Source organism: Prochlorococcus marinus str. SB (assembly GCF_000760115.1).
Classification (GTDB): domain Bacteria; phylum Cyanobacteriota; class Cyanobacteriia; order PCC-6307; family Cyanobiaceae; genus Prochlorococcus_A; species Prochlorococcus_A marinus_D.
Genome location: NZ_JNAS01000001.1, coordinates 281864 through 302441 on the forward strand (window position 1 = coordinate 281864; position 20578 = coordinate 302441).

Genomic DNA, 20578 nt, shown 5'->3' on the forward strand with positions numbered 1-20578 from the left:
TATTTTATGAATCAATCTAAATGTCCTGTCCCTAGAGAACAGCAACCCACAAATGAATTCATAGAATTATCAAAATCTAAAATTTTTTCTTGGCCAAAAACAAAAAAGTCACTAATTCTTACATTGATAAAGTTCTGGGTAGGTGCTTTTGTTCTATTTCTTGTTATTTCTTCAGGAAGTGTATATTTCAAAACGTCCCTTTTCAAATATATTCTATTAAGTTTTTTTAGCAGCTTATCAATACCTCTTTTAATTTCAATAAGGTTATATCTAGGTTGGAAGCATATATTTAATAGATTAATTTCTGAAAAAGTTGAATATGAGGAATCTGGTTGGTATGACGGTCAAGTTTGGGAAAAACCATTAGTTTTGAAAGAAAAAGAATCACTTATTGCTTCAATTGAGGTAAAACCTATTTTAACAAATTTAATTCAAATTTTTTCTATTATTTCAGTCTTAGCTTTATCTGGCATTCTGATTTTTCAATATAACAATTTCTAAATGAGTTCTAATTTCAAAAACCTCTACACCTCTAACAATCCTCCCTTACAAGCAACCTTAATTAGAGGATCAAATATTGAGTCGATCCATAAAATTCATGCTGTTATTACTGATAAAAAAGGGAGGGTTTTAATGTGCGCAGGTAACCCAGAATATAAAAGTTTCATAAGATCAGCACTAAAACCATTTCAAGCAATACCATTTGTTAGTAGTGGAGCTGCATCAAAAATCAATAATGAATCAAAATCAATTGCGTTGGCATGCGGTTCACATAGTGGATCAAAACTTCATTCAAGAGAAGCCTTCAAAATTTTATGGGAATATGACATTGACATTAATAATCTTAAATGTCCAAAATCCAAGACAAGTCCATTAGAACATAATTGTTCGGGTAAACATGCTGCTTTTTTAGCTACATGCAAAAAAATGAATTGGCCATTAGATAGTTACCTAAAAGGGGATCATCCTCTTCAAATAGAAATATTCAGAATTGTTTCTGAATTACTTGAAATCCCGCCATCTGAAATAAACGCAGAACGTGATGATTGTGGTGCACCCACTCTTTTTTTAAAACTATTAGAAATGTCGAGGTTATATTCACTTCTGAGCAGCTCCGAAAATGCTGAATTAGAACAAATCAGTAGAGCTATGACAATAAATCCAATAATGATAAGTGATAACAATAAATTTGATACAGAAATAATTAAAGCTTCTCATGGGAACGTTATAGGTAAAGGTGGAGCCGAGGGAATACAATGTCTATGTAAAGTAAATGAAGGGATAGGTTTAGCTTTAAAAGTAGAAGACGGATCAAAAAGAGCAAAGCATGCTGTTAGTCTTCACTTACTAAAACAGTTAGAGTGGATATCTGAATTAAGAATTCAAGACATCGAAGAAAAAGTTTTTAATTTTCCTGAAGGAGTGCGACTTGAAGTTAAAGGTAAAGTAAAATTCCAAGAATCCTAAAAAACAGGAAAAATAACTCATTCAGATGTATGCTATGTATATGTCGCGGGGTAGAGCAGTCTGGTAGCTCGTCGGGCTCATAACCCGAAGGTCGGAAGTTCAAATCTCCCCCCCGCCACCAAATAGAAGCAGCTTTACTGCTGCTTTTTTAGTATTCGAAGTACAGCAATTATAAAACTAAAAATTATAAAGTCTTAACTAAAAAGAGTTTATTAAAAATTATTTGAAATCTTTTTGAATAGAAAATTTCAAGTCAACTCTAACTAATAATCCAGTAACAATAAAAAGTATTCCAATGTATGAATTCAAAGATAGGTCCAAAATATTAAATTAATTTCTAAGTGAATTTTAACTCACAAATCATATCTATTAAATACCTCAATAAAAAAGATTTTTTTTTTAATAAATCTGAATTTTGAACATTTGCATCTTTAATAAGTTGTTTAATAAAGTAGAGTAAAATTTATCTAATTCAGAAAAATATATGCAGAATTTGCTTCAGCGTGATTTAGGTTCCAGTATGTTATCAATAGCTGTCATATTAGGTTGGTTAGGTCTGTTTTTTGTATTTTTGAGAGTATTAACAATTTCAATAAAGAGAATCCTTGAAGCTGTTTTCAAAAAATCTTAATTATTGAAATAAATCAATAATCCTGAATTCATCGCATAAATCCTTTATCAATAGGTATAATAACCTAAAAATGTCAATTTTAGATAAGGTTAAAATAGGTAATTCTGTTCAAGTTAACTTAGAACTATCTAAGGATAGACTTAACAAAGAAACTATTGATGCAATAAATGTTTCTTCATTAGGAAAGGTAAGTGATTTCAGAATAACTGATGGCAAAGGTATAGGAGTTGTCTTGCAATTATCTAATGGACAAGAGAAATGGTTTTTTGAGGATGAAATTGATCTTCTCGACGAAAATGGTAATGTAATAAAGAAAAATTATGATAAACAAGACGATAGTAATTTTATACTTGATTTTTTAAAAGGATTAAATTATGAAAATAAAAATAACGTAAGAGAGTTACTTAATCCAATTAACTTTTTTATCTGGCTGCTTGTATCGTTTAAAGATATTTTTTGATTTGTTAAAAAATTTTCTAAAATAAAATTAATATAACAAATTATTTAAAAATTAAATTTCAGTAATTAAAAATTTAAATGGTAAAAAATATTATCGATGTAAAAAATTTATCTAAGTCATTTGATATCTCTTCCAAAGAACCAGGCTTTAAAGGAACAATTAAACATTTTTTTAGAAGACAAACAAAAAGTTTAAAAGTTATAAAAGATATAAGTTTTGAAATTAAAGAAGGAGAAATAGTAGGTTTTCTAGGTGCTAATGGAGCTGGGAAAACAACAATATTAAAAATGCTTTGTGGCTTAATTTATCCAAGTGAAGGTTCGATTTTGGTTTCAGGCTATTTACCTTTCAGGAGAAAAGAAAATTTCCTAAAGAATATCACCTTAATAATGGGACAAAAGCAACAGCTTATATGGGATCTTCCTCCAATTGAATCATTCTATTTGAATGCATCAATATATGACTTAGATAAGTTCGAAGCTAAAAAGAGAATAAAAAAACTATCGGAAATGCTTGAAATTGATGAAGAGCTTTTCATACCTGTTAGAAAACTTTCACTAGGGCAACGTATGAAATCAGAATTACTAGCAGCTTTGATACATGAACCAAATATTCTATTTTTAGACGAGCCGACACTTGGATTAGATATTAATGCACAGAGAAATTTAAGAAAATTCCTTCAAAAATATAATAAGGAAACTAATGCAACGATATGCCTAACAAGTCATTACATGAAAGATATTACATCGCTATGCAAGAGAGTTATATGTGTGCACGAAGGGGCGATATCATATGATGGGAAACTTGACATGTTATTAAAAAAACTTTCTCCTGTTAAAGAAATATTAATAGTTTGTCGATCAGAAGAGGATGCAATTAGATTAGAAAATTTCGGTTTTAATGTTAAAAATAAAATAAAGAATGAAATAACTATAAAAATTGAAAACAATACTATTACCTCTTCACTAAAAACTATCCTAAATAATTTTGATATTGAAGACCTTTTTATAAATGAACCACCCATTGATGAAGTTATTGGGAAGGTTTTAATCAAAAAAGATTATGTTTTCTAATTTAATTAACCGTAAAATATTCACTTTATTAAAAGTTCAATATTCAAACATGTTGGAGTATAGGGTAGAAATTGCATTGTGGGCAATTTCAGGGATTATTCCTTTTTTCATGTTAAACATTTGGACAAATAATAATCTAAATGAATCCATAAACATTAGTGATACATTGCTTTCTAGGTATTTCTTATGTGCTTTTTTTGTAAGACAGTTTTCTGTAGTTTGGGTTGTATTTAGTTTTGAAGAAGATTCTCTTATGGGGAAGGTATCTCCGTATTTAATTCAACCTTTAAATCCATTTTTCAGATATTTTGCACAACATCTTGCAGAACAAATAACAAGATTTCCTTTCGCAATAATAATCGCATTTTTCTTTTTTATTTTTAATCCAGAAAGTATATGGATACCAAATTTAGGTATTTTACTTTTATCGATAGTATCTACTTTCTTATCCTTCTTGATTCAATTTTTAATTCAGTCAATAGTTGCATGTCTATGTTTCTGGACAGAGAAAGCGTCATCGATAGAAAGATTGTTATTTATTCCAACTTTATTTCTCTCAGGTCTTCTAGCACCAGTAGTTTCATTTCCCGCATATGTTAAATCTTGGATTTATTTAACTCCTTTTCCATATCTAATTGATTTCCCTGCAAACATACTTTCAGGTAATGAAACAAATATTCTTGGAGGGTTAATTATGCAAATTCTATGGATTTTTATACTTTTCCCATTATTTAAGAAAATCTGGTCTGAAGGAACAAAAAAATATACAGCAATGGGGTCATGAATTTAAGAAAATATCTAAAAGTTTATAAAAAATTCTTACATACTTCTTTAGCTTCTGAATTGGAGTATAAGACAAACATATTAGTTGATTTAATTACTGCAATTTTAAGTTTAGTAGGGAGTATTTTTCTATTATCTATTTTCTTTCAAAATAGTGGATATATTGGAGGTTGGAAATTTGAACAGGCACTAATAATCCAAGCTATTTATACAATTTTGAATGGGATAACAAATACATGGTTCAATCCTAATCTTACAGAAATAGTTAAACATATAAGAGAAGGAACATTAGACTTCGTACTTTTAAAACCTATTGATAGTCAATTTTTTATTTCATTAAAAAAAATAAATCCATCTGGATTTTTAGAAATAATGCTTGGATTTTTATTGTTGTTCTTCTGCATGAGAATAAATCAAATTAATTTAAATTTAAGTTTTCTGACCCTATCCTTGATTACTATAAGTTGCTCGATTTGTATTTTATATAGCTTATGGTTTTTTATCTCTACTACTACTATTTGGTTTGTTAAGACTTGGAATGCAATAGAAGTATTAAGATCATTCCTTTATATTGGAAGATTTCCTCTAAGTTCATTTTCATTTTCTTTAAGAATATTTTTTAGTGTTTTTATTCCTATTGCTTTTTTAACTACAATTCCTTCTGAAGTTTTTCTAGGACTTTCTGTATTTTGGAAAATATTGCTTGAAATTATTGTGGCGACAATATTTCTTATTAATTCAAGAAAGTTCTGGTTATTTGCATTAAAATTCTATTCATCAGCCTCTAGTTAAGTATTATTTATTAACCTCGCTACAAAATTTCCAAATTTGTTGTTTACTTTTCAAATTAGAAAGCCTAGATAATTTTTTAAAATGAGGTTTAGATTTTTCCACAGATAAAAGCCTGCAGTTGTATTCAATTTTATGAGTTCTAGATATGATGCCGAATTTGAGTGCTATATCACCAAGGATAATTATTAAAGTAAGAAAAAAAAATATTCCGAAAAATTGTAAAAATGATTTTGAATAATTTTCTTTTTCAGTTTTTAATTCAAACTTCATTACTTAACTATATGCTGAGGGCACTTAATTGCAGCAATAGCAACAGCCGTTACTTTAAAATTTTTTGACTTCTCAATAACCTTTTTAACCTCTAATGGACCAAATTTATTACTTGCATCACTGTAGGAAAGAAGTAAAGATTTATAGTTATCATGGCCTAGATTTCTATACTCACAGAAATTATCCCCAACATAATTCAAAAGAGTTAGTAGAGTTAATTCAATCATTAAAACTTTTTACTAGCGAAGTTCTTACGAATGATACTGTGCAGGACATTTTTAACAAGTAAAATTACCAAAAACATTTGAAATTATGAAATTAGATTTTCATTGATAAACTTTAAAGTTTCAAAATTATTTCAGAATTTATTAATTCACATACATGAAAATCATTAAAGCACTATCTGTAGTGTAGTAAGTTAACAATAATTGCACTACAGATAGGGGGTTGCATTTTTTAAGAAATTGGTTTAAAAATAAGATTCCCCATCACCCGGCCCCACATATGTGAGGCCTTTTTTTATGGTTTTTAAAATAAGGCATATTTAAAAGTTTTATTTAATAAAACAAGTAATTAATCCCTTTAATAATGAATAAAGATAATAATTTATTTATTTTTTAATTTATAATCATGCTTTAGAATTTTTACCAAAATGTACTGCTATCCTCCAATAATTTTATAAAAAGCTTTTTATGGATTTAAACAATAAGCTAATACCAACCAAAATACAAACTGTTATAAAAGTTTTCTTAATTAGAGTATTCCCATTTAATTTTGATAGGTGAGCTCCGAAATATCCTCCTGTAAAGGAACCAATTATTAAAACTATCAATAAATTAAATGGAACCGATCCTATTCTTGCCAAAGAAACTGCTCCAATAAAATTCCAAAAAATCCCAACAGTAAAGAATGTCATACTTATAGCTCTAAGAAAATCCATTTCAAAAGTTTTTATTAAAAGTATTGTTACGAGCAATCCAGTTCCTGAAGAAATAGAACCATTTAATATACCTATAAGAAAAATAAAAATTAAAAATCTAATTTTATGAACAAAATTAAGCTTTTTACTACCAGATGACATACCTAAATCTGGTTTAAGGAATGAGTAAAAAGCTAATAATATGGATATTATTCCTAAAATTAAGTACAAGTACTTTTCTGATATATATTCAACTACAGAAGCCCCAAAAATTACTCCTGGTAAACCAAAAATTAAAATTTGCCAAGCAACACTTATATCATTACCTAAAGATTTGTAATTTCTTAAGGAACCTCCTATTCCTAGTGCTACTGTTGCTAATTTATGACTAGCCAGAGCCTGATAATAAGGAACTCCAGATAAAATCAATGCTGGCAATTGTAATAATCCTGCTCCTCCTCCAGAAATCGCTGAGAACGTATTAGAAAAAAACGATATCAAAAAGATATAAGTACTTTTAAATAAAGAATGATCAAAATTTCCTAATAATATTGTTAATAAATAAAGCATTTACTATAAATTGCCTTTTGTATTAATAAGTGAAAATTATTCTTTTCATAAGAGGAATTTGCTTTAAGAAGTCTTAACTTATCTTTTTCAATCATACTTTAAAAAAAACTGTTATTATCAGAAAAATTATCAAGAATTTTTATGCATAGACAAGATGCAATTTACCTTGATCAGTTTTGTCCCAAGATAAGTAATAAAAATTGGAGAGATTCACTTAATAAAGTTACTAATTATAAATGTGTTTATTGCGGTAAACCCTCACAATCACTCGACCACCTTCACCCAATGTCAAAAGGGGGGATTAGCATTACAAGTAATTGTGTACCATGTTGTTTGTCATGTAATGGGAAGAAATCAGATTCGGAAGTTCTTAGTTGGTACAGAAAACAAAATTTTTATGATCCTCGAAGAGCTATGGCGATACGAGCATGGTTTAATAATGATTTAAAACTAGCGTCAGTTCTTTTGAACTACTTAAATTAAACAATGAGTGATAAATTGATTGAGATTCTAAAAAATATTTTTGTATACCCTTGAATAGGATCCTTTATTTTAGAAAGCAATGTTTTTATTAAATTATTCTTATTGTTTCTAAATTTATATTATTGCTTTCAATAATCGAGATATTAGAAAAATCATCTTTCCACATTATTGGTGAATCTATAACCTTTCTCTCCGGAGACTTTACTGAAAAAATCAATCCAAATACAAAAAGAATAGTAATCAATATGATTGTCATTACTAATTTGTCTGAAATATTATTCATTAACCTAATCTATCTTGAAAAATTTTTGTCAGGAGTAGTTTTTTCGTAAATTTCTAGAAAATATGATTTAAAATATTTAATCCCCTCATTTCCAATCAATCCAATTGACCGACCGCAATCATTTACTACTTGTGATGAAATTTGATTTGCCAAGTCACTCTTCTCAATCCATTTTTTCTGAGGATTGTAAGAGAAAGATATAATGTTTTCAGTTTTTACAATAGCTGATTTCATTGCTTCATCTTTAGAAAGACCATTTTGGATAGCATTGCAATATTTCTTAGAGAAATTATTAGAGATCCTATTTTGTAGCAAAATAACACTAGGATCGGACGTTTCAAAAGCTAAACCCATTGTAGGTTTTAGTTGGAAAATTATAAATAAAAGTAAGACAAAAAATAATTTTAACAACAGCTATTAATCAATTGTTTATAGGTAATATAATAGTATTTTAAAATTGTCTTTTCAATTAAATCTGATAATTATTAAAAGCAAATTAAATTTCAATTTATTAAAAATTCAAAGTATTGCGATAAGTTCAGCAATAATAGTCAGAGATTTATCCGACTACTTATATGTACGAATCATTGATGACATTGCTATTTTTTCCTGACTGGACAAATGGGCTACCTTCAGACTTTTTAATCCTTCATTTTTTCGTAGGAGCTGTTATTTTCCCATTTAACATGATTCATGCTAAAGCAAGAAAAATTGATAGTCAGAACCCACAGGAAGCAGCTAATGGGTATAAAAACGGTGACAATACTACATTTTTTGGATACGAAGAAATCAATTAGATTTCCATAAATTTCTTTAAGGAATTACTTAATTGATGATAATTTACCTAAATACAGCTTTAGATCTTAAAATTTTTAGCCCCAGTGAACCATTAGGAATATTAATTATTTTTTTAGGATTAATATTTACTGGTATGATTTTCTATATTATTTATGCAGTAAGTACTAATAAAGAATCACTAGAAGATAAAAAAATAAGAACTAAAAAGGAGTACTTGCAAAAGGAGAAAATAGGAAAATTATTTCCTAAGAAAAAATAGATTTTATTGTTTTATTACTACAAAGGTAGTTATTTATATTATTAATGATCAAATCGGTAGGGTCCAAAAACATAAGTTTTAACTCTTTTAAATCAAACATTTTCTAAAATTCCATTTTAACAACTAATTTTTTTTGCGAGGAGTATATATTGTTAATTGCACTACAAAATAATTTTCATATCATGCAAAAAATGTTAAAAATGGGAAAAATGATTAGAAGTCTTGGAGAATTCACCTCAATATCTATTTCTTGCTAGTGGAGTAAATAATGGAGAAGGTTTTTGGATAGTGGGAATAAAAAATTGCGATGAAAATATTCTTGAGGATGAAAATCTTTTAGATTGCCATAGAAAAGAATTAATAGGTAATGAATCAGCAAAAGATATTCTTTTAGCTATTAATTTAAACTTGAATAATTTATTAAATGAACTCAAAAACAAAAATTATTTAATTGGAAGTCCTTCAATGGGAATTTCATTTGATCTCCCTTTAGAAATCTTGGAAAATATTTTTGATTTTTGGTTAGATATTTATAAAAATCAAGAGGCTTGGGAAGCTTGTCTAGGACTTCTTAAAGTTAGAAAAAGGATTCCGTTAACAAACCTAATTGAAAGCGAAAGTTTAAAGGGAAACTCTAAAAAATGGGCAATAAAAATTGAAACTTTACATACTTATGTTCCTTCTTCACTTAAAAAAGAAAAATTAAATGAGCCAATGTGGGAATAATAATATCATTAAATACTAAAAATATTTACTTCGTTGGATATTTAAGTAAAAATAAAAAAAATTAATAATTTAAAAATGAATAAACCATATTCTTTTAGTATCGATCAAATGAACGGGATAGTTGAGGATACATACGCAAAGATAATAAATGAATGTGAAAATTTAAAAAAAAATACTAATTGTCCAAATGAGCAAGTGTTAGCACTTTTAAGTGTAATTGCTTCAAATTACGCTGCTAAAACAGTAAACAAAGATAATTAAGATGATAAGTTATTTTACTTGGAGAGAATTTGATGAGAGCGTAGAACAAATAGCTAATAAATGCAGGTTTAAGGACTTTTCTGGAATATATGGAGTTCCTCGTGGTGGCTTATGTCTTGCTGTAGCACTAAGCCATAAATTAAAAATTAAATTAATTTCAGAACCACTAAAAAATTCACTAATAGTAGATGATGTTTATGAAACCGGTCTTACATTAACGAACTTCAAGGATATTGAAGGAGCAATGTTTTTTGTATTATTTAGTAAAATCAAACCTACATGGTGGAATACAGTATTTATATCTAAAAAAAGCCAATGGATAGTTTTCCCTTGGGAAAATACTTTAACTGCAAAAAGTGACTGCGAAGATTACATCAGAAAAAGAGGTTTGAGTTGAGTAAGAAATTATATTTGGCAAATCCATATGGATTTTCAAAACAAACTAAAACACTTTTAGATGAATTTATTGAAATCTTCAATGATTTAAATATAGAAGTATTTGAACCTTTTGAGAGAGCAAAACTATTAACACAACAAAACAGTCAATGGGCATATGAAGTTGCAAAAAGTAATTTCAATGATTTAAAAGAATGTGATTGTATTTTTGCGATTGTTAATGGAAATCCTCCAGATGAAGGTGTAATGATTGAATTGGGTATCGCAATTGCTCTAAAAAAGGAAATCTTTCTATTCAGGGATGATTTTAGAAATTGTTCTGATAGCGATCAATATCCATTAAATCTAATGTTATTTCTTGGCCTGCCTAAAGATAATTGGGAAAAATATTATTTTGAATCATTACAAGACATAAAAAGTAATAAAAAAAGATTTATGGAGTGGGCAAAAAATTAGCCAAATAAACAATTAACCCTCGCTTAGAAGTTTATAGTTTAAATGTATCTGTTCAGGTGCTAGAATAAGTTTTATTTAGAAAATTTTGACACAAGTTACAGTTGGAGAGAACGAGGGGATTGAGTCAGCCCTCAGAAGATTTAAAAGACAAGTATCTAAGTCGGGAATCTTTGCAGATTTAAAAAGACTTAGACATCACGAAACTCCTATTGAAAAATATAAAAGAAAGTTGCAACAGAGAAGAAAAGCAAGAAGAAGATAGTCTGCTACAGCTCATAAATTTTTTTAATATGAGTTGATATTAAAATTTTCTTAGAAAGGTTTAAAATAAAATTTTAACTACTTAAGCTTTTTAAGCTTCTTAACAAAATTTATTCCAACTCCTGACACAGCAAGAAGATCTTTTTCATCTGCAGCGATAACTGCCTTTGTTGTTTTAAATCCAGCCTCATACAAAGCTTTTGCGCTTTTTGCTCCAACACCTGGAAGTGTAGTCAAAGTTTCAATATTTTTCTTAGAATTTACTGCTTTGGTTTTTGTTTTTGATTTTGTTTTTGTTTTTGTTTTTGCTTTTGCAGACTTTGCTGACTTTGCTACTTTTTTTTCTTTCTTTAAAGGAGTTTCAGAAATTACTTCACTTTTAAATAAAATTGATTTTAGTTTGCTGAGAAATTTAGAAATCATTGAAATATATAAGTAATAAAATTAGCTATTCAGTTTATTATTTTCTATTAAATTCTATAGGAATTAATAACAAGATAACAATAACTGTATAGAAATAATTTATTTACAATTATATAAAGACACACATTTAATATTTATGCAAGCTTACGAGCCATTGCAAGGAATTCTAAATTATTTTAAAAACTAAAAAAGTTAAAATGTATATTCAAAATTTAAAGGTATTTATAAATAGTAAAGTTAAAATCTTATTAAAGAACAAATCATAAAAATGAAGCTTATTTTTATAAGTGGACCTTCTGGAAGCGGGAAAACAACTTTATCAAATAAAATAATAAAAAAAAATAAAAATGGTTTCGTGTTAAGTACCGACAATTACTATAAGACAGGGTTATTAAGTAAATTACTACCTAAATTTATAGAAGGTTTTTTTGATAGAAGTATTAGTTTTAATAACGAACTATTCAAAAAAGATTTTGATTTTATTTATAAGAATGGAATTTCAATCTGTGATCGTTATTATAATTTCGAAAAGAAAACAATTAAAAATATCTTAAACGAAACAAATAATATTAGTTTTTTAATTGTTGAGGGTATATTTGCTAAAGAATTATCAAACACTTTAAATATTAAGGATTATATTTTTTTAGAAATAAAAACTAAAAAAAATGAGTGTATGAAAAGAGTTTTACAAAGAGATATAAAAGAAAGGGGGAAGGATAAAAAACAAGCTGAGAATGACTTCTTAAAATCATGGAGTATTTATTATGAAAAATTCAAACCTGATAGCATAAAAAATAATACAAATAAATTCATTATTGAAAAAAACACTGACATAGATAACATTCTGAAAAAATTATTTAATTAAGTCTTTAATTTTTTTTTCTAATATTAAAGCACTTAAAATTGAACCTTCAATTCTGCCAAATCCATCTCCTTCAAACCAGTCTCCGCAAAATCCAATTTTATATTTTCTACTAAGTTGTAAAGATAATGGTACGGCAAGGCCAGAAGGCTGTGAAGCTCTCCATTTCATAATAGATATTTTTTCATCAAAAGTTAATTTATTTACTAAGGAATTCTTTTCAAACAATTTATTGAAATTTTTAATTATTTTTTGTTTAAAAACTTCTTCATCTTTTGCACTAATATAAGAATTAATTAACTCTGCATTTTTTGAATGTACTACAATTCCTAATTTATTATTATCTTGCAGCTGAAAAATAATTCTTTCAAATCTATATTTTTTTTCTAAATTATTTTTTAAATAAAAATACCTTTGTTTTTTAGAATAATAATCTTTATAACTATATTTTTTATTTGTATAAATTAGAAAAGTTAACCTGGGAATAAATGTTTGTTCTTCTAAGAAATTTAATAGTAAATCTATTTTTTTATCACTATTAATAGGAATTGCTTTTCTTAATGGAATTTGATTTACGTTTAATATTTTTAAAGACCTCTTATGTAACAACAAATTAGTTGAACAAATTAGATATTTAGACTTGAATTTGACGCCATTTTTAGATGTTAGTAACCATTCCTTATCATTAAACTTCATATCTACTATTAAGGTTTCAAAGAAAAAATCAATTTCCTCTTTAAAATTATTTGACTCAATTATCTTTTTCGATAAATCACTCATGGAATCTAAAGATAAATAATTAACCCCGCAAGAAAATTCAGATTTTTTTATGGTTTCTAATTTAGAATCTTCATTTAAAAAAAATATTTCTGAGTCGTCAATTTTTATATATTTATTTTCCAATAATTCATCAATATACCTTTTTAATAGAAGATTATTTTTACTGTTAGATATATTAAAATTTGGAGAACCATGATTTAGTTTCCATCCTTCATATTTTTTGCTTATTCTTGTACTGGATCTCCCTCCAAGTCCACGACCAATTTCAATTAATCCAACTTTTTTTGTAATATTATTTTTCAGATACTTCGAAGCGAAAACACAAGCAGATATACCTCCACCTATTATTAATAAGTCATATGTAACATCACTTTTCATAGGTATGATATTGACAGAAATTATCTTTCATTTTCAAGAAAACTATAAACAGAATGAAGTTTTTCTAATGATGAAAAATCAGATTCAATTACAGGTGTAATATTATTTTTTTTATAAAAACTAACTAAATCGTTTGTGAAATCAAAAAAATTCTCCAAGTCAGATAAACACTTTTCAGATATATATACCTCTTTCCAAGGACGAAATTTAAACCGTGCTATAAATTGTTTAGAAGGAATAAATAAACTTCCAAATAAATTTAATTTTTCTTCTTTTGCTACGTTTTTAAGATAAGTCATCTCATTCTGAAGAACTTTAATATCTGTACCATATTGAAACCAAATTGAATTTATTAACCCAGTCGAAATTTTTTTTTCGAACCTTTCTCTTTCTGAAGAAATATTATAATATTTTTCCAAATATGGATTGTAAGCTATACCTAATTTAACTTTTAAATATTTTTTTCTTTTTAAATAAGCTAACACATCAACTGAGTCAAAGTTTTTTTTCTTATTTGATCCCGACACAAGCAGAATTTCATAAATTTTATTAGTCTTAGAACTTTTAACAAAATCTAAAAATTCCTGATACGATTTTTCTTTATTTTTTGAATATTGATGATAAAGACTATAGTGATAGGTTACATTAAATTCATTATAGTTTTTTGATATATATTTAATAGTTGAGTTAAATAAATCCTTCTTTATAAGTCCTTTACATGGAATATTAATATTTTTGATATTATTTAATTTGCAGAAATTAAGTTTATCGTCTAACTGAGAAATATTTTTAAATGATAATTCAAATCTTATTTTATTGTTCATTATTTAGTAGTCATATTTAGTCACTCAACATATTAACGAAAACACGCATCTGCTACGATTCTGATTTTAGAAGACGTCTTTTTATTCTTAGCCTTTAGAAGGTAACTGGGGGAAATCTCTAATGCAGCTTTTAAAGAAATTTTATCTTGTGCAGATTTTGCAATAATTTGATTAAAACATTTCCAATTTTCTGGTATTACTAAACCGGGCCATGATAAATAAAGACCTACAAAAATACCGAAAAATAAAAATAAAAATAACCTCATGAGAAATAAAATTTTAATTTTACTAATTAAAATAAAAAACAATAGTTAAATTGTATTAGAAAATAATTAACAAATTATTTCCTTTCTTCTTATCGCGGATATTTAATCCATGAAAGATTTTCATGAACTCGAGAGGTTAGAATAACAAAAAAAGTATTATTTTAGAATATGGCTAGCCAAGATTATCTAATTGCAATAGCTTTAATAGAGCAAAACTTAGTTAGAGCAATGCCTCTTGGAGGTAAAGAAGTTAAAGATAATTTAGAGGAATCAGAAAATTTCAAGAAACTTGGAGAAGAGGTAATTTTAAATCTTCTAATGAGAGTGTTTCAAAGAAGTGATGAAGGTGCTTTAAAAAGGGCTTCTGAAGAAAAAGGTTTGCTCCTTGTTCATATGCATCCTAAAAGAATGCAGAAAGAGCTTCCATTCATTAAATCTGAATGGATAAGAGATGGAGATACACAACAGTTTCTAAAATACCTTGGCAATCTCTCAAAAGAAGTATGGACTGCATCTTTCGTAAAATACAAAGGGATTGAATTTACTTCTATCTCGAAGAATGATGAGATCTAAAAGATATTAAAAATATTTTCTTTTCAAAGAATTTCTTTCTTTACAAGATTATTTTCCCTTGCAACTCTAAAGCAGTTTCTACCATTACCAAAATCAATTGTGGAATAGTCAATATCATTTTTAATATGCAAGGCACAATTGCCCTCAATACATATACAAGATTCAATAATTTCTCTCTGAATAACATCATTAACGTAAGGCTCCCTCTCTTTCTCTTCATCGAAATGCGGGCATGCAATACCTTCAACTATGCCTAAGCAATCAATTATGGCTAATTCATTAGCATATGAATCAGTTATACCTTTATCAAACCAACAAATAGCCCCAGCACTTACACCACTCATTACAATTCCTTTTTCGTAAGCATTTCGCAAAATTATATGTAAATTCCATTCTTTCCAAACAGCTAACATACTTTTTGTATTTCCTCCGCCAACATAAATGATGTCTTGAGTTAAAACTTTCTCTTCTAAGTTTTCTGTTCTAGAGAAGAAATCAATATGGCTTGTTATACAATCAAGTTTAGAAAATGCTCTATAAAAATTTAGTTTGTACAAACTACTATCGCCAGATGCTGTTGGAATAAAGCAAATTTTAGGTCTTTTTTTATTACTTAGAGAAACAATATATTTTTCAATTTCAAGTGAGCCTAATGAACGTCCAAATCCTCCTCCCCCAATTGCGACTATATTTTTACTAGGCATATTAAATAAAAGATTTGTATATGAATTTAAGACAAATCACTATTAAAGATCAACTGGAATTAAAGAAGGTTTATTTTGATTCAATTCAATCTTTAGATGAAAAAATTTATAGTCAAGAACAAAAAAGAGCTTGGTCAAGCCAAGCTTGGAATAACCCAAATTTTAATAAGTCAATAGTTAAAGGGAAAGGATGGCTTATAACTAAAAAAGGAATTATTATTGCTTTTGCCACAAGATATCCCAACGATAGAATTGCTCTATTTTACTGTAAAGGTATATTTCAAAGAAAAGGATACGGCTCTAAATTACTTCATAAATTAGAAGATGAAGCAAAGAAAGAAGGTTTAGATTCTCTTTATACTGAAGCGAGCTTAATAAGTTATGAATTATTTCTTAAAAATGAATGGGAAATTATACGTAAAGAAAAAGTCATTATAAATAACATTTTTTTTGAAAGATATAAAATGACTAAAACTATAAAAATTAATTAATAATGTCTGGCAAAAGAAAGGGATTAATTCTGATTCAAAGGGTTCTAATTTGGGCGTTATACTTTTTTTCAGGATTTATACTTTATTCAAACCAAAGTATTTTGCCTTCATTGATAATTACTTTCTCAAGAATAATTTATCCATTATCTATTTTTTGGTTACAAATAAGAATTAAAAAAAGAACCAATTTTCTGCCTATTGATTCAAAAATGACAACTTCGCAATTGTGGTTCAATTTATTACCCGTTATTGCATCTCTATTAACAGTAATTTTTTCTTTAACTAATTCTTTCTTATATATCGTAGTAAAATTAATTAATTCTTAAATAAATTAATTATTAATTATTAGCCTTAGAATTTTCTCTCATAAAAAACATAATGTAAAGAAATTTGTCTTTTACTCATATTTGTTTAAATTTTAAATAGTGATCATATAAATCATGAAGAACATTTCATTAAAGGGAAATATTAATTTTGATAAAAAAAAAGATATAAATGATTATGAATTATTTTCTTTAAAAATCACAGATAGTTTATATAAAAAAGATATTGGAAAATTCCTTGAGACTCTCTCTTCTCACTTTATTTAGGAAAATATTTTTTTTCTGATCTTCAAATTCAAACAGTCCCATTAATAAATAAGTATTTGAGGGATAATGAATAAAACTTTGAGAATACTCCAATGCAATTATTTCTTGCTGACTGCCAATTCCCAGATATTGAGAATCAAGTGAAAGCTTATCAATTATTTGTAGAAGCATGGGAAAATGGTGAAATTGCAAAATCAGATAAAACGGACAAATTTGAGATGCTATTTAGAGTTCATGCTCCAGGGGAGGGTAGAGTAGTTTGTTTATGTAAGGCAGAGAGTGATAAAGAAATTTTCGAGCATTTTGCTCCATGGAGAGCCAAATTTGGCATTCATATGGAATTTACACCTGTAATAAGTTGTCAAAATGTTGTTGATTACCATAAAGATTTGTTCAAAACATTAGGGTAATTAGCTTAAATCTAAAATTTATCGTGATTAAACCTTTTTCCAATCTTATTTATAAAAAAAAAGATAAAAATTTTCCTTCTTCAAAAAATAAGCTTAAGAAAGAAGAAAATGTCAAATCTAAACCATTAATAATATTTGGTTTTATTATCTCATTAACTTCCATCTTTTTACTTTTATTTACCATTAATAATAAATTTGGATGATATATGAGTAATTAGAACTATTACCTGGGAACAATTATGTTCTATTATTGATTTATAAATAATTAACTAAATGGCGTTTAACGAAGGGGGGATGGCATCGGGCCTTCTAATCATCGCAGTATCAATAATTTTTGCTGCTGGTTTTGGATTTTTAGTCTTGCATTTTGTACCTGGAACGCCATTTTAGGTTATCCAACTGAATTTGGTTCAAAAAATATCTTAAACATTAACAGTTTCTAAATCCTGCATTTGATTATCAACAGAATTAGATTTCTTTTTTAATCGATATGCATAAATTAATGATCCTAAAGCTACGGTACTAGAGGCAAAAATACCCGATATGAGTATCAAGGCAAAAAGACCACCTATTAGTCCCCCTTTTAATCTAAGCAAATTTGATTTAATTAAAAGTATTGATAAAAAAACAATAGTAGCTTTAAGAGAAGAGATTTTCAAAAAAGTAAATGGATAAAAAGGATTTAACAACATTTCTTTGGCGGAATATGATTTAAATTGATTCTAAAAATAAATTTAAAAAACCGCATAAAAAAAGACTCAAATGAGTCTTTTAAAATCTATATAAAATATGATGATTTATGCATCAGGGTCAAAATTCTTTAGGTTTGGACCCGCAACAAGACCAACAAGACCAAAAAGGACTAAAGAACCAATTCCAAAGCCTGCTGCCCATGGATTGAAACCACCTAAAGCAAAAGAAGCTAATAAATTCATGATTTTAAAACATAATATCTCCGAGTTAGCATACAGATTTTTATGAAAAATATACCTATATTGAGACATTTCTTCGTAATTATTAGAATCGTTTAACTATCCCTTTATAAAAATCCACAAAATTTTTATTATTTGTTTTATTATCGAGGCATTACTATTTTGTTGGTGCACTTTAAAACCATCAAAACTGTTTTTTTCTAATGACTTCCAACTATACCTTTATTTATGATGGAGAATGCCCATTCTGCAATCATTTTGCTGAGCTCCTTGAGATCAGAAGCAAATTAAATAATATTAAAGTTCTTGATGGTCGTAAAAATCTAACCCTGATTAAATCCCTCCTAGATAAAGGTTATGACCTAGATAAAGGAGCTATTCTCCTGAAAGATGAAGATATCTTTCATGGGGCAGATGCAATTAATACTATTTGCAAACAGATAAATAATCCTTCAAGTAGTTTACTTTTGTTACTTTCTAGAGTGTTTAAATCTAATAAACGAACAAATTTGATATTTCCTTTACTAGTAAGAGCAAGAAGATTGGCATTGATATCAAAAGGTATATCAATATCCCTAGTTTAAAAATAAAAACTTTCTAAATATTAAATAACATATTTATAAGCTTCTGTATCAATAAATGATAATTAATTATTTCTTGGCTAGAACTAGGTGGTAACAACAAGTATTAAATGATAGAAAACTTCAATCCCTTTATTTCATTGGGTGGTGATAACCAAAAAGTTAATCATATGGCTGAAGCGGCACTTGAAATGAATTTAACTTGCAATGATTTAAAGAAGGATTTAAATTTAACTGATGGTGATGTAGTTGATATGCTGCAACTAGTCATGGATAGGTTTAAAAATAATAATTAAAAAAATATTGTAATTAATCACCATATATCCATTATTTTTTAATGAAAACAGTACAAATTGAGTTTTCGAAATATGAATCAGTTAGCTTTTTATGGCCTGAATTAATAGAAGACTACGGATTTGATAAAGCCAGATCAATAGTTTCTCAAGCTATTGACTTACAAAAAATGAATGGGAATAAAAATAGCACCATGCCAATCATATTTTCAGGAACAGGAGGATTAGCTCTAATACCGATACAAATGCTAGAAAAAGAAAACTTGGAGATTAGTTATAAAGATAATCAAGTTTTAATATTTAATCTTAAAAGAAAGTCATTTCAAATCTTAAATGAAGCAAACTAATCTAAATTAGTAATTTCTCGATAAAGCCAAAAGTGCCTTATAGTCTAATAAAATAATTAATTGATAATGGCTTTTGAAGCGACCTACCTTGGTTCAAATGGTTGGTTTATAAAATTTAAAAAAACCAATTTAATTATTGATCCTTGGCTAAAAGGAGATTTAATATTTCCTCCTGGTGAGTGGTTTTTTAAAGGATCATTAGAAGAAGAAATTTCAATAGATAAAAATATAGATATTATTTTATTAACCCAAGGATTACCTGACCACTGTCATGTTCCAACATTAGAAATGTTCAGGAAGGATATTCCTATAATTTGCCCTAAAAGTGCTGTTGAAACATTAAAAAAAATTAGTTTTAATTCAATTAAAGTGCTTAAGCCAACTGAAAAGACAAACCTTCTTAATTTAAGTTTTGAAGCAACTGCTGGGGCTCCAGTGCCACAAATAGAAAACGGATATATTGTTAAAGACGATCAAGATAATGGGTTTTATATAGAACCCCATGGATATCTTGATGAAAATTTAAACAATCAAAGTCTTGATGCAGTAATTACTCCTACAAAAAATTTAGAATTACCCATAGTTGGTTCTTTTGTAAAAGGTGCTGATATAATCCCTAAATTGATTAACAAATTCAATCCAAAATATATACTTTCAAGCACCATAGGCGGAGATGCAAAATATTCAGGTTTTTTAAATAATTTTATTTCAGTTCAGGATTATGAAGAGGAATTAGATTGTAAGCTTGTAGATCTAAAAAGTATGCAATCTATTATGATTTAAATCGATCCAAAAAGATCTTTAATTAAGTCATTTAGCTTGAAAGTAAATCTACTTTAAAAGGAGCTCAAAAAATTCATTCATTTTTTATTACCTCAATACTTTTATTAGCTTTAAATAGTAGCTATGTATGTGAAAATTCAAAGCTTAACCTTGTGATGAGAAATAATATTAATGGTGACTTTTCCATAGTAGAAGAGATATCTGAATTAAAGCCAGGAGCATTTATAAATATTAATTGGAATAAAAAAACGCTTATGCTTCCATATTCTCTAAGAAAAGATTATATTTCCTTTACAGATAAAAAATGGGACTGGAGGTACCAATTTAATAAGGACGGATCGCCTGATATTAATAATCCTTCTCTATACGAACTACTACCTTCTGGGGAAATTAAAACACATTTTTGTGAAACAGATGATAATAAGCCAAACTTATAGTTTTAAAATAAGTATT

Annotated in this window: 35 protein-coding genes and 1 tRNA gene; 26 read left to right on the forward strand and 10 right to left on the reverse strand. The window is 27.4% G+C overall.

Annotated elements, in window-relative coordinates; genetic code table 11:
* Nucleotides 1–6: 6 nt before the first annotated feature.
* The 8 genes from EV02_RS07005 (at nt 7) to EV02_RS06980 (ending at nt 5206) form a co-directional block, all read left to right on the forward strand.
* Nucleotides 7–501, forward strand: coding sequence for a CGLD27 family protein (locus EV02_RS07005; protein ID WP_032518957.1), 495 nt, complete (start codon nt 7–9; stop codon nt 499–501).
* Nucleotides 502–1467 (forward strand): asparaginase, encoded by a 966-nt coding sequence (locus tag EV02_RS07000; RefSeq protein WP_032518958.1) that lies wholly within the window; start codon nt 502–504, stop codon nt 1465–1467. It begins immediately after the preceding gene.
* A gap of 44 nt (nt 1468–1511) precedes the next feature.
* Nucleotides 1512–1588: transfer RNA gene (locus EV02_RS0108580), tRNA-Met, on the forward strand.
* Nucleotides 1589–1951: 363 nt separating this feature from the next.
* Complete coding sequence (locus EV02_RS09425) at nt 1952–2098, forward strand: hypothetical protein (RefSeq protein WP_193742605.1); 147 nt, start codon at nt 1952–1954, stop codon at nt 2096–2098.
* A 70-nt stretch (nt 2099–2168) separates the two neighbouring features.
* Nucleotides 2169–2558, forward strand: a complete 390-nt coding sequence (gene petP, locus EV02_RS06995) for a cytochrome b6-f complex subunit PetP (protein WP_032518959.1) — start codon at nt 2169–2171, stop codon at nt 2556–2558.
* Nucleotides 2559–2635: 77 nt separating this feature from the next.
* Nucleotides 2636–3631: an ABC transporter ATP-binding protein gene (locus tag EV02_RS06990; RefSeq protein WP_032518960.1), complete on the forward strand. Its 996-nt coding sequence runs from the start codon at nt 2636–2638 to the stop codon at nt 3629–3631.
* The gene (locus EV02_RS06985) at nt 3621–4415 is read left to right on the forward strand and encodes an ABC transporter permease (protein WP_032518961.1); all 795 of its coding nucleotides are present in this window, start codon (nt 3621–3623) and stop codon (nt 4413–4415) included. Before EV02_RS06990 ends, EV02_RS06985 begins: the two co-directional genes overlap by 11 nt.
* Nucleotides 4412–5206 carry an ABC transporter permease gene (locus tag EV02_RS06980; protein ID WP_032518963.1) on the forward strand — a complete coding sequence of 265 codons (795 nt, stop codon included), beginning with the start codon at nt 4412–4414 and terminating at the stop codon, nt 5204–5206. Before EV02_RS06985 ends, EV02_RS06980 begins: the two co-directional genes overlap by 4 nt.
* Nucleotides 5207–5475: 269 nt before the next feature.
* On the opposite strand, the gene EV02_RS06970 is transcribed toward EV02_RS06980, so the two are convergent.
* Together EV02_RS06970 and EV02_RS06965 are read right to left on the reverse strand one after the other, a co-directional pair.
* Nucleotides 5476–5703, reverse strand: coding sequence for a hypothetical protein (locus tag EV02_RS06970; RefSeq protein WP_032518965.1), 228 nt, complete (start codon nt 5701–5703; stop codon nt 5476–5478).
* Between the two features lie 449 nt (nt 5704–6152).
* The gene (locus tag EV02_RS06965) at nt 6153–6965 is read right to left on the reverse strand and encodes a sulfite exporter TauE/SafE family protein (protein ID WP_032518966.1); all 813 of its coding nucleotides are present in this window, start codon (nt 6963–6965) and stop codon (nt 6153–6155) included.
* Nucleotides 6966–7106: 141 nt separating this feature from the next.
* Here EV02_RS06965 and EV02_RS0108585 point away from each other — a divergent pair, with 141 nt between their 5' ends.
* On the forward strand, nt 7107–7448 hold the full coding sequence (locus EV02_RS0108585) for an HNH endonuclease (RefSeq protein WP_032518968.1): 342 nt from the start codon (nt 7107–7109) through the stop codon (nt 7446–7448).
* 88 nt (nt 7449–7536) lie between these two features.
* On the opposite strand, the gene EV02_RS06960 is transcribed toward EV02_RS0108585, so the two are convergent.
* Together EV02_RS06960 and EV02_RS06955 are read right to left on the reverse strand one after the other, a co-directional pair.
* A complete protein-coding gene (locus EV02_RS06960) occupies nt 7537–7731 on the reverse strand; it encodes a hypothetical protein (RefSeq protein WP_032518970.1) in 195 nt (64 codons plus the stop codon).
* A gap of 9 nt (nt 7732–7740) precedes the next feature.
* On the reverse strand, nt 7741–8142 hold the full coding sequence (locus EV02_RS06955; RefSeq protein WP_032518971.1) for a hypothetical protein: 402 nt from the start codon (nt 8140–8142) through the stop codon (nt 7741–7743).
* 179 nt (nt 8143–8321) lie between these two features.
* Here EV02_RS06955 and EV02_RS06950 point away from each other — a divergent pair, with 179 nt between their 5' ends.
* The 7 genes from EV02_RS06950 to rpsU all read left to right on the forward strand — a co-directional run bounded on the left by EV02_RS06950 (nt 8322) and on the right by rpsU (nt 10889).
* On the forward strand, nt 8322–8528 hold the full coding sequence (locus EV02_RS06950; RefSeq protein WP_241433696.1) for a hypothetical protein: 207 nt from the start codon (nt 8322–8324) through the stop codon (nt 8526–8528).
* 35 nt (nt 8529–8563) lie between these two features.
* Nucleotides 8564–8788, forward strand: a complete 225-nt coding sequence (locus EV02_RS06945; RefSeq protein ID WP_032518973.1) for a hypothetical protein — start codon at nt 8564–8566, stop codon at nt 8786–8788.
* 222 nt (nt 8789–9010) lie between these two features.
* Nucleotides 9011–9514, forward strand: coding sequence for a hypothetical protein (locus tag EV02_RS06940; protein WP_032518974.1), 504 nt, complete (start codon nt 9011–9013; stop codon nt 9512–9514).
* Nucleotides 9515–9589: 75 nt separating this feature from the next.
* Complete coding sequence (locus EV02_RS06935) at nt 9590–9775, forward strand: hypothetical protein (RefSeq protein WP_032518975.1); 186 nt, start codon at nt 9590–9592, stop codon at nt 9773–9775.
* Between the two features lies 1 nt (nt 9776).
* A complete protein-coding gene (locus EV02_RS06930) occupies nt 9777–10172 on the forward strand; it encodes a phosphoribosyltransferase (protein WP_052043479.1) in 396 nt (131 codons plus the stop codon).
* On the forward strand, nt 10169–10627 hold the full coding sequence (locus EV02_RS06925; protein WP_032518976.1) for a nucleoside 2-deoxyribosyltransferase: 459 nt from the start codon (nt 10169–10171) through the stop codon (nt 10625–10627). Before EV02_RS06930 ends, EV02_RS06925 begins: the two co-directional genes overlap by 4 nt.
* 85 nt (nt 10628–10712) lie before the next feature.
* Nucleotides 10713–10889 (forward strand): 30S ribosomal protein S21, encoded by a 177-nt coding sequence (rpsU, locus tag EV02_RS06920; protein ID WP_002806486.1) that lies wholly within the window; start codon nt 10713–10715, stop codon nt 10887–10889.
* A gap of 77 nt (nt 10890–10966) precedes the next feature.
* Here the strand turns inward: rpsU and EV02_RS06915 are convergent, their stop codons facing one another.
* Nucleotides 10967–11311, reverse strand: coding sequence for a helix-hairpin-helix domain-containing protein (locus tag EV02_RS06915; protein ID WP_032518978.1), 345 nt, complete (start codon nt 11309–11311; stop codon nt 10967–10969).
* Between the two features lie 268 nt (nt 11312–11579).
* Here EV02_RS06915 and EV02_RS06910 point away from each other — a divergent pair, with 268 nt between their 5' ends.
* The gene (locus EV02_RS06910; RefSeq protein WP_032518979.1) at nt 11580–12176 is read left to right on the forward strand and encodes a uridine kinase family protein; all 597 of its coding nucleotides are present in this window, start codon (nt 11580–11582) and stop codon (nt 12174–12176) included.
* On the opposite strand, the gene EV02_RS06905 is transcribed toward EV02_RS06910, so the two are convergent.
* Nucleotides 12165–13331, reverse strand: coding sequence for an NAD(P)-binding protein (locus tag EV02_RS06905; RefSeq protein ID WP_032518981.1), 1167 nt, complete (start codon nt 13329–13331; stop codon nt 12165–12167). The two genes, EV02_RS06910 and EV02_RS06905, sit on opposite strands and share 12 nt — an antisense overlap.
* Nucleotides 13332–13351: 20 nt before the next feature.
* Entirely contained in the window at nt 13352–14155 is an 804-nt protein-coding gene (locus EV02_RS06900) for a hypothetical protein (protein ID WP_032518983.1), read from the reverse strand.
* A gap of 434 nt (nt 14156–14589) precedes the next feature.
* Here EV02_RS06900 and EV02_RS06890 point away from each other — a divergent pair, with 434 nt between their 5' ends.
* On the forward strand, nt 14590–14994 hold the full coding sequence (locus EV02_RS06890; protein WP_032518985.1) for a hypothetical protein: 405 nt from the start codon (nt 14590–14592) through the stop codon (nt 14992–14994).
* A 23-nt stretch (nt 14995–15017) separates the two neighbouring features.
* Here the strand turns inward: EV02_RS06890 and EV02_RS06885 are convergent, their stop codons facing one another.
* Nucleotides 15018–15698, reverse strand: a complete 681-nt coding sequence (locus tag EV02_RS06885) for a peptidase E (RefSeq protein ID WP_032518987.1) — start codon at nt 15696–15698, stop codon at nt 15018–15020.
* A gap of 20 nt (nt 15699–15718) precedes the next feature.
* Here EV02_RS06885 and EV02_RS06880 point away from each other — a divergent pair, with 20 nt between their 5' ends.
* The 3 genes from EV02_RS06880 (at nt 15719) to EV02_RS06870 (ending at nt 17189) form a co-directional block, all read left to right on the forward strand.
* Nucleotides 15719–16189: a GNAT family N-acetyltransferase gene (locus EV02_RS06880; protein WP_032518989.1), complete on the forward strand. Its 471-nt coding sequence runs from the start codon at nt 15719–15721 to the stop codon at nt 16187–16189.
* A gap of 440 nt (nt 16190–16629) precedes the next feature.
* Nucleotides 16630–16779 carry a hypothetical protein gene (locus tag EV02_RS09430; protein ID WP_167315823.1) on the forward strand — a complete coding sequence of 50 codons (150 nt, stop codon included), beginning with the start codon at nt 16630–16632 and terminating at the stop codon, nt 16777–16779.
* A gap of 92 nt (nt 16780–16871) precedes the next feature.
* Nucleotides 16872–17189 (forward strand): DUF3303 domain-containing protein, encoded by a 318-nt coding sequence (locus EV02_RS06870; protein ID WP_025923271.1) that lies wholly within the window; start codon nt 16872–16874, stop codon nt 17187–17189.
* Between the two features lie 422 nt (nt 17190–17611).
* On the opposite strand, the gene EV02_RS0108595 is transcribed toward EV02_RS06870, so the two are convergent.
* Both EV02_RS0108595 and EV02_RS0108600 read right to left on the reverse strand, forming a co-directional pair.
* Entirely contained in the window at nt 17612–17881 is a 270-nt protein-coding gene (locus EV02_RS0108595; RefSeq protein ID WP_032518996.1) for a hypothetical protein, read from the reverse strand.
* Nucleotides 17882–17986: 105 nt separating this feature from the next.
* Entirely contained in the window at nt 17987–18124 is a 138-nt protein-coding gene (locus EV02_RS0108600; protein ID WP_002806597.1) for a hypothetical protein, read from the reverse strand.
* Between the two features lie 200 nt (nt 18125–18324).
* On the opposite strand from EV02_RS0108600, the gene EV02_RS06865 reads away from it, so the two are divergent.
* From EV02_RS06865 to EV02_RS06845, 5 genes are all read left to right on the forward strand, one after another.
* Nucleotides 18325–18705 carry a DCC1-like thiol-disulfide oxidoreductase family protein gene (locus EV02_RS06865; protein WP_032518999.1) on the forward strand — a complete coding sequence of 127 codons (381 nt, stop codon included), beginning with the start codon at nt 18325–18327 and terminating at the stop codon, nt 18703–18705.
* A 107-nt stretch (nt 18706–18812) separates the two neighbouring features.
* Complete coding sequence (locus EV02_RS06860) at nt 18813–18998, forward strand: hypothetical protein (protein WP_025888435.1); 186 nt, start codon at nt 18813–18815, stop codon at nt 18996–18998.
* A gap of 41 nt (nt 18999–19039) precedes the next feature.
* Nucleotides 19040–19342 carry a hypothetical protein gene (locus EV02_RS06855; protein WP_032519002.1) on the forward strand — a complete coding sequence of 101 codons (303 nt, stop codon included), beginning with the start codon at nt 19040–19042 and terminating at the stop codon, nt 19340–19342.
* Nucleotides 19343–19408: 66 nt separating this feature from the next.
* Nucleotides 19409–20125, forward strand: a complete 717-nt coding sequence (locus tag EV02_RS06850) for an MBL fold metallo-hydrolase (RefSeq protein ID WP_032519003.1) — start codon at nt 19409–19411, stop codon at nt 20123–20125.
* A 155-nt stretch (nt 20126–20280) separates the two neighbouring features.
* The gene (locus EV02_RS06845; RefSeq protein WP_241433697.1) at nt 20281–20562 is read left to right on the forward strand and encodes a hypothetical protein; all 282 of its coding nucleotides are present in this window, start codon (nt 20281–20283) and stop codon (nt 20560–20562) included.
* The last annotated feature ends 16 nt before the right edge of the window (nt 20563–20578 follow it).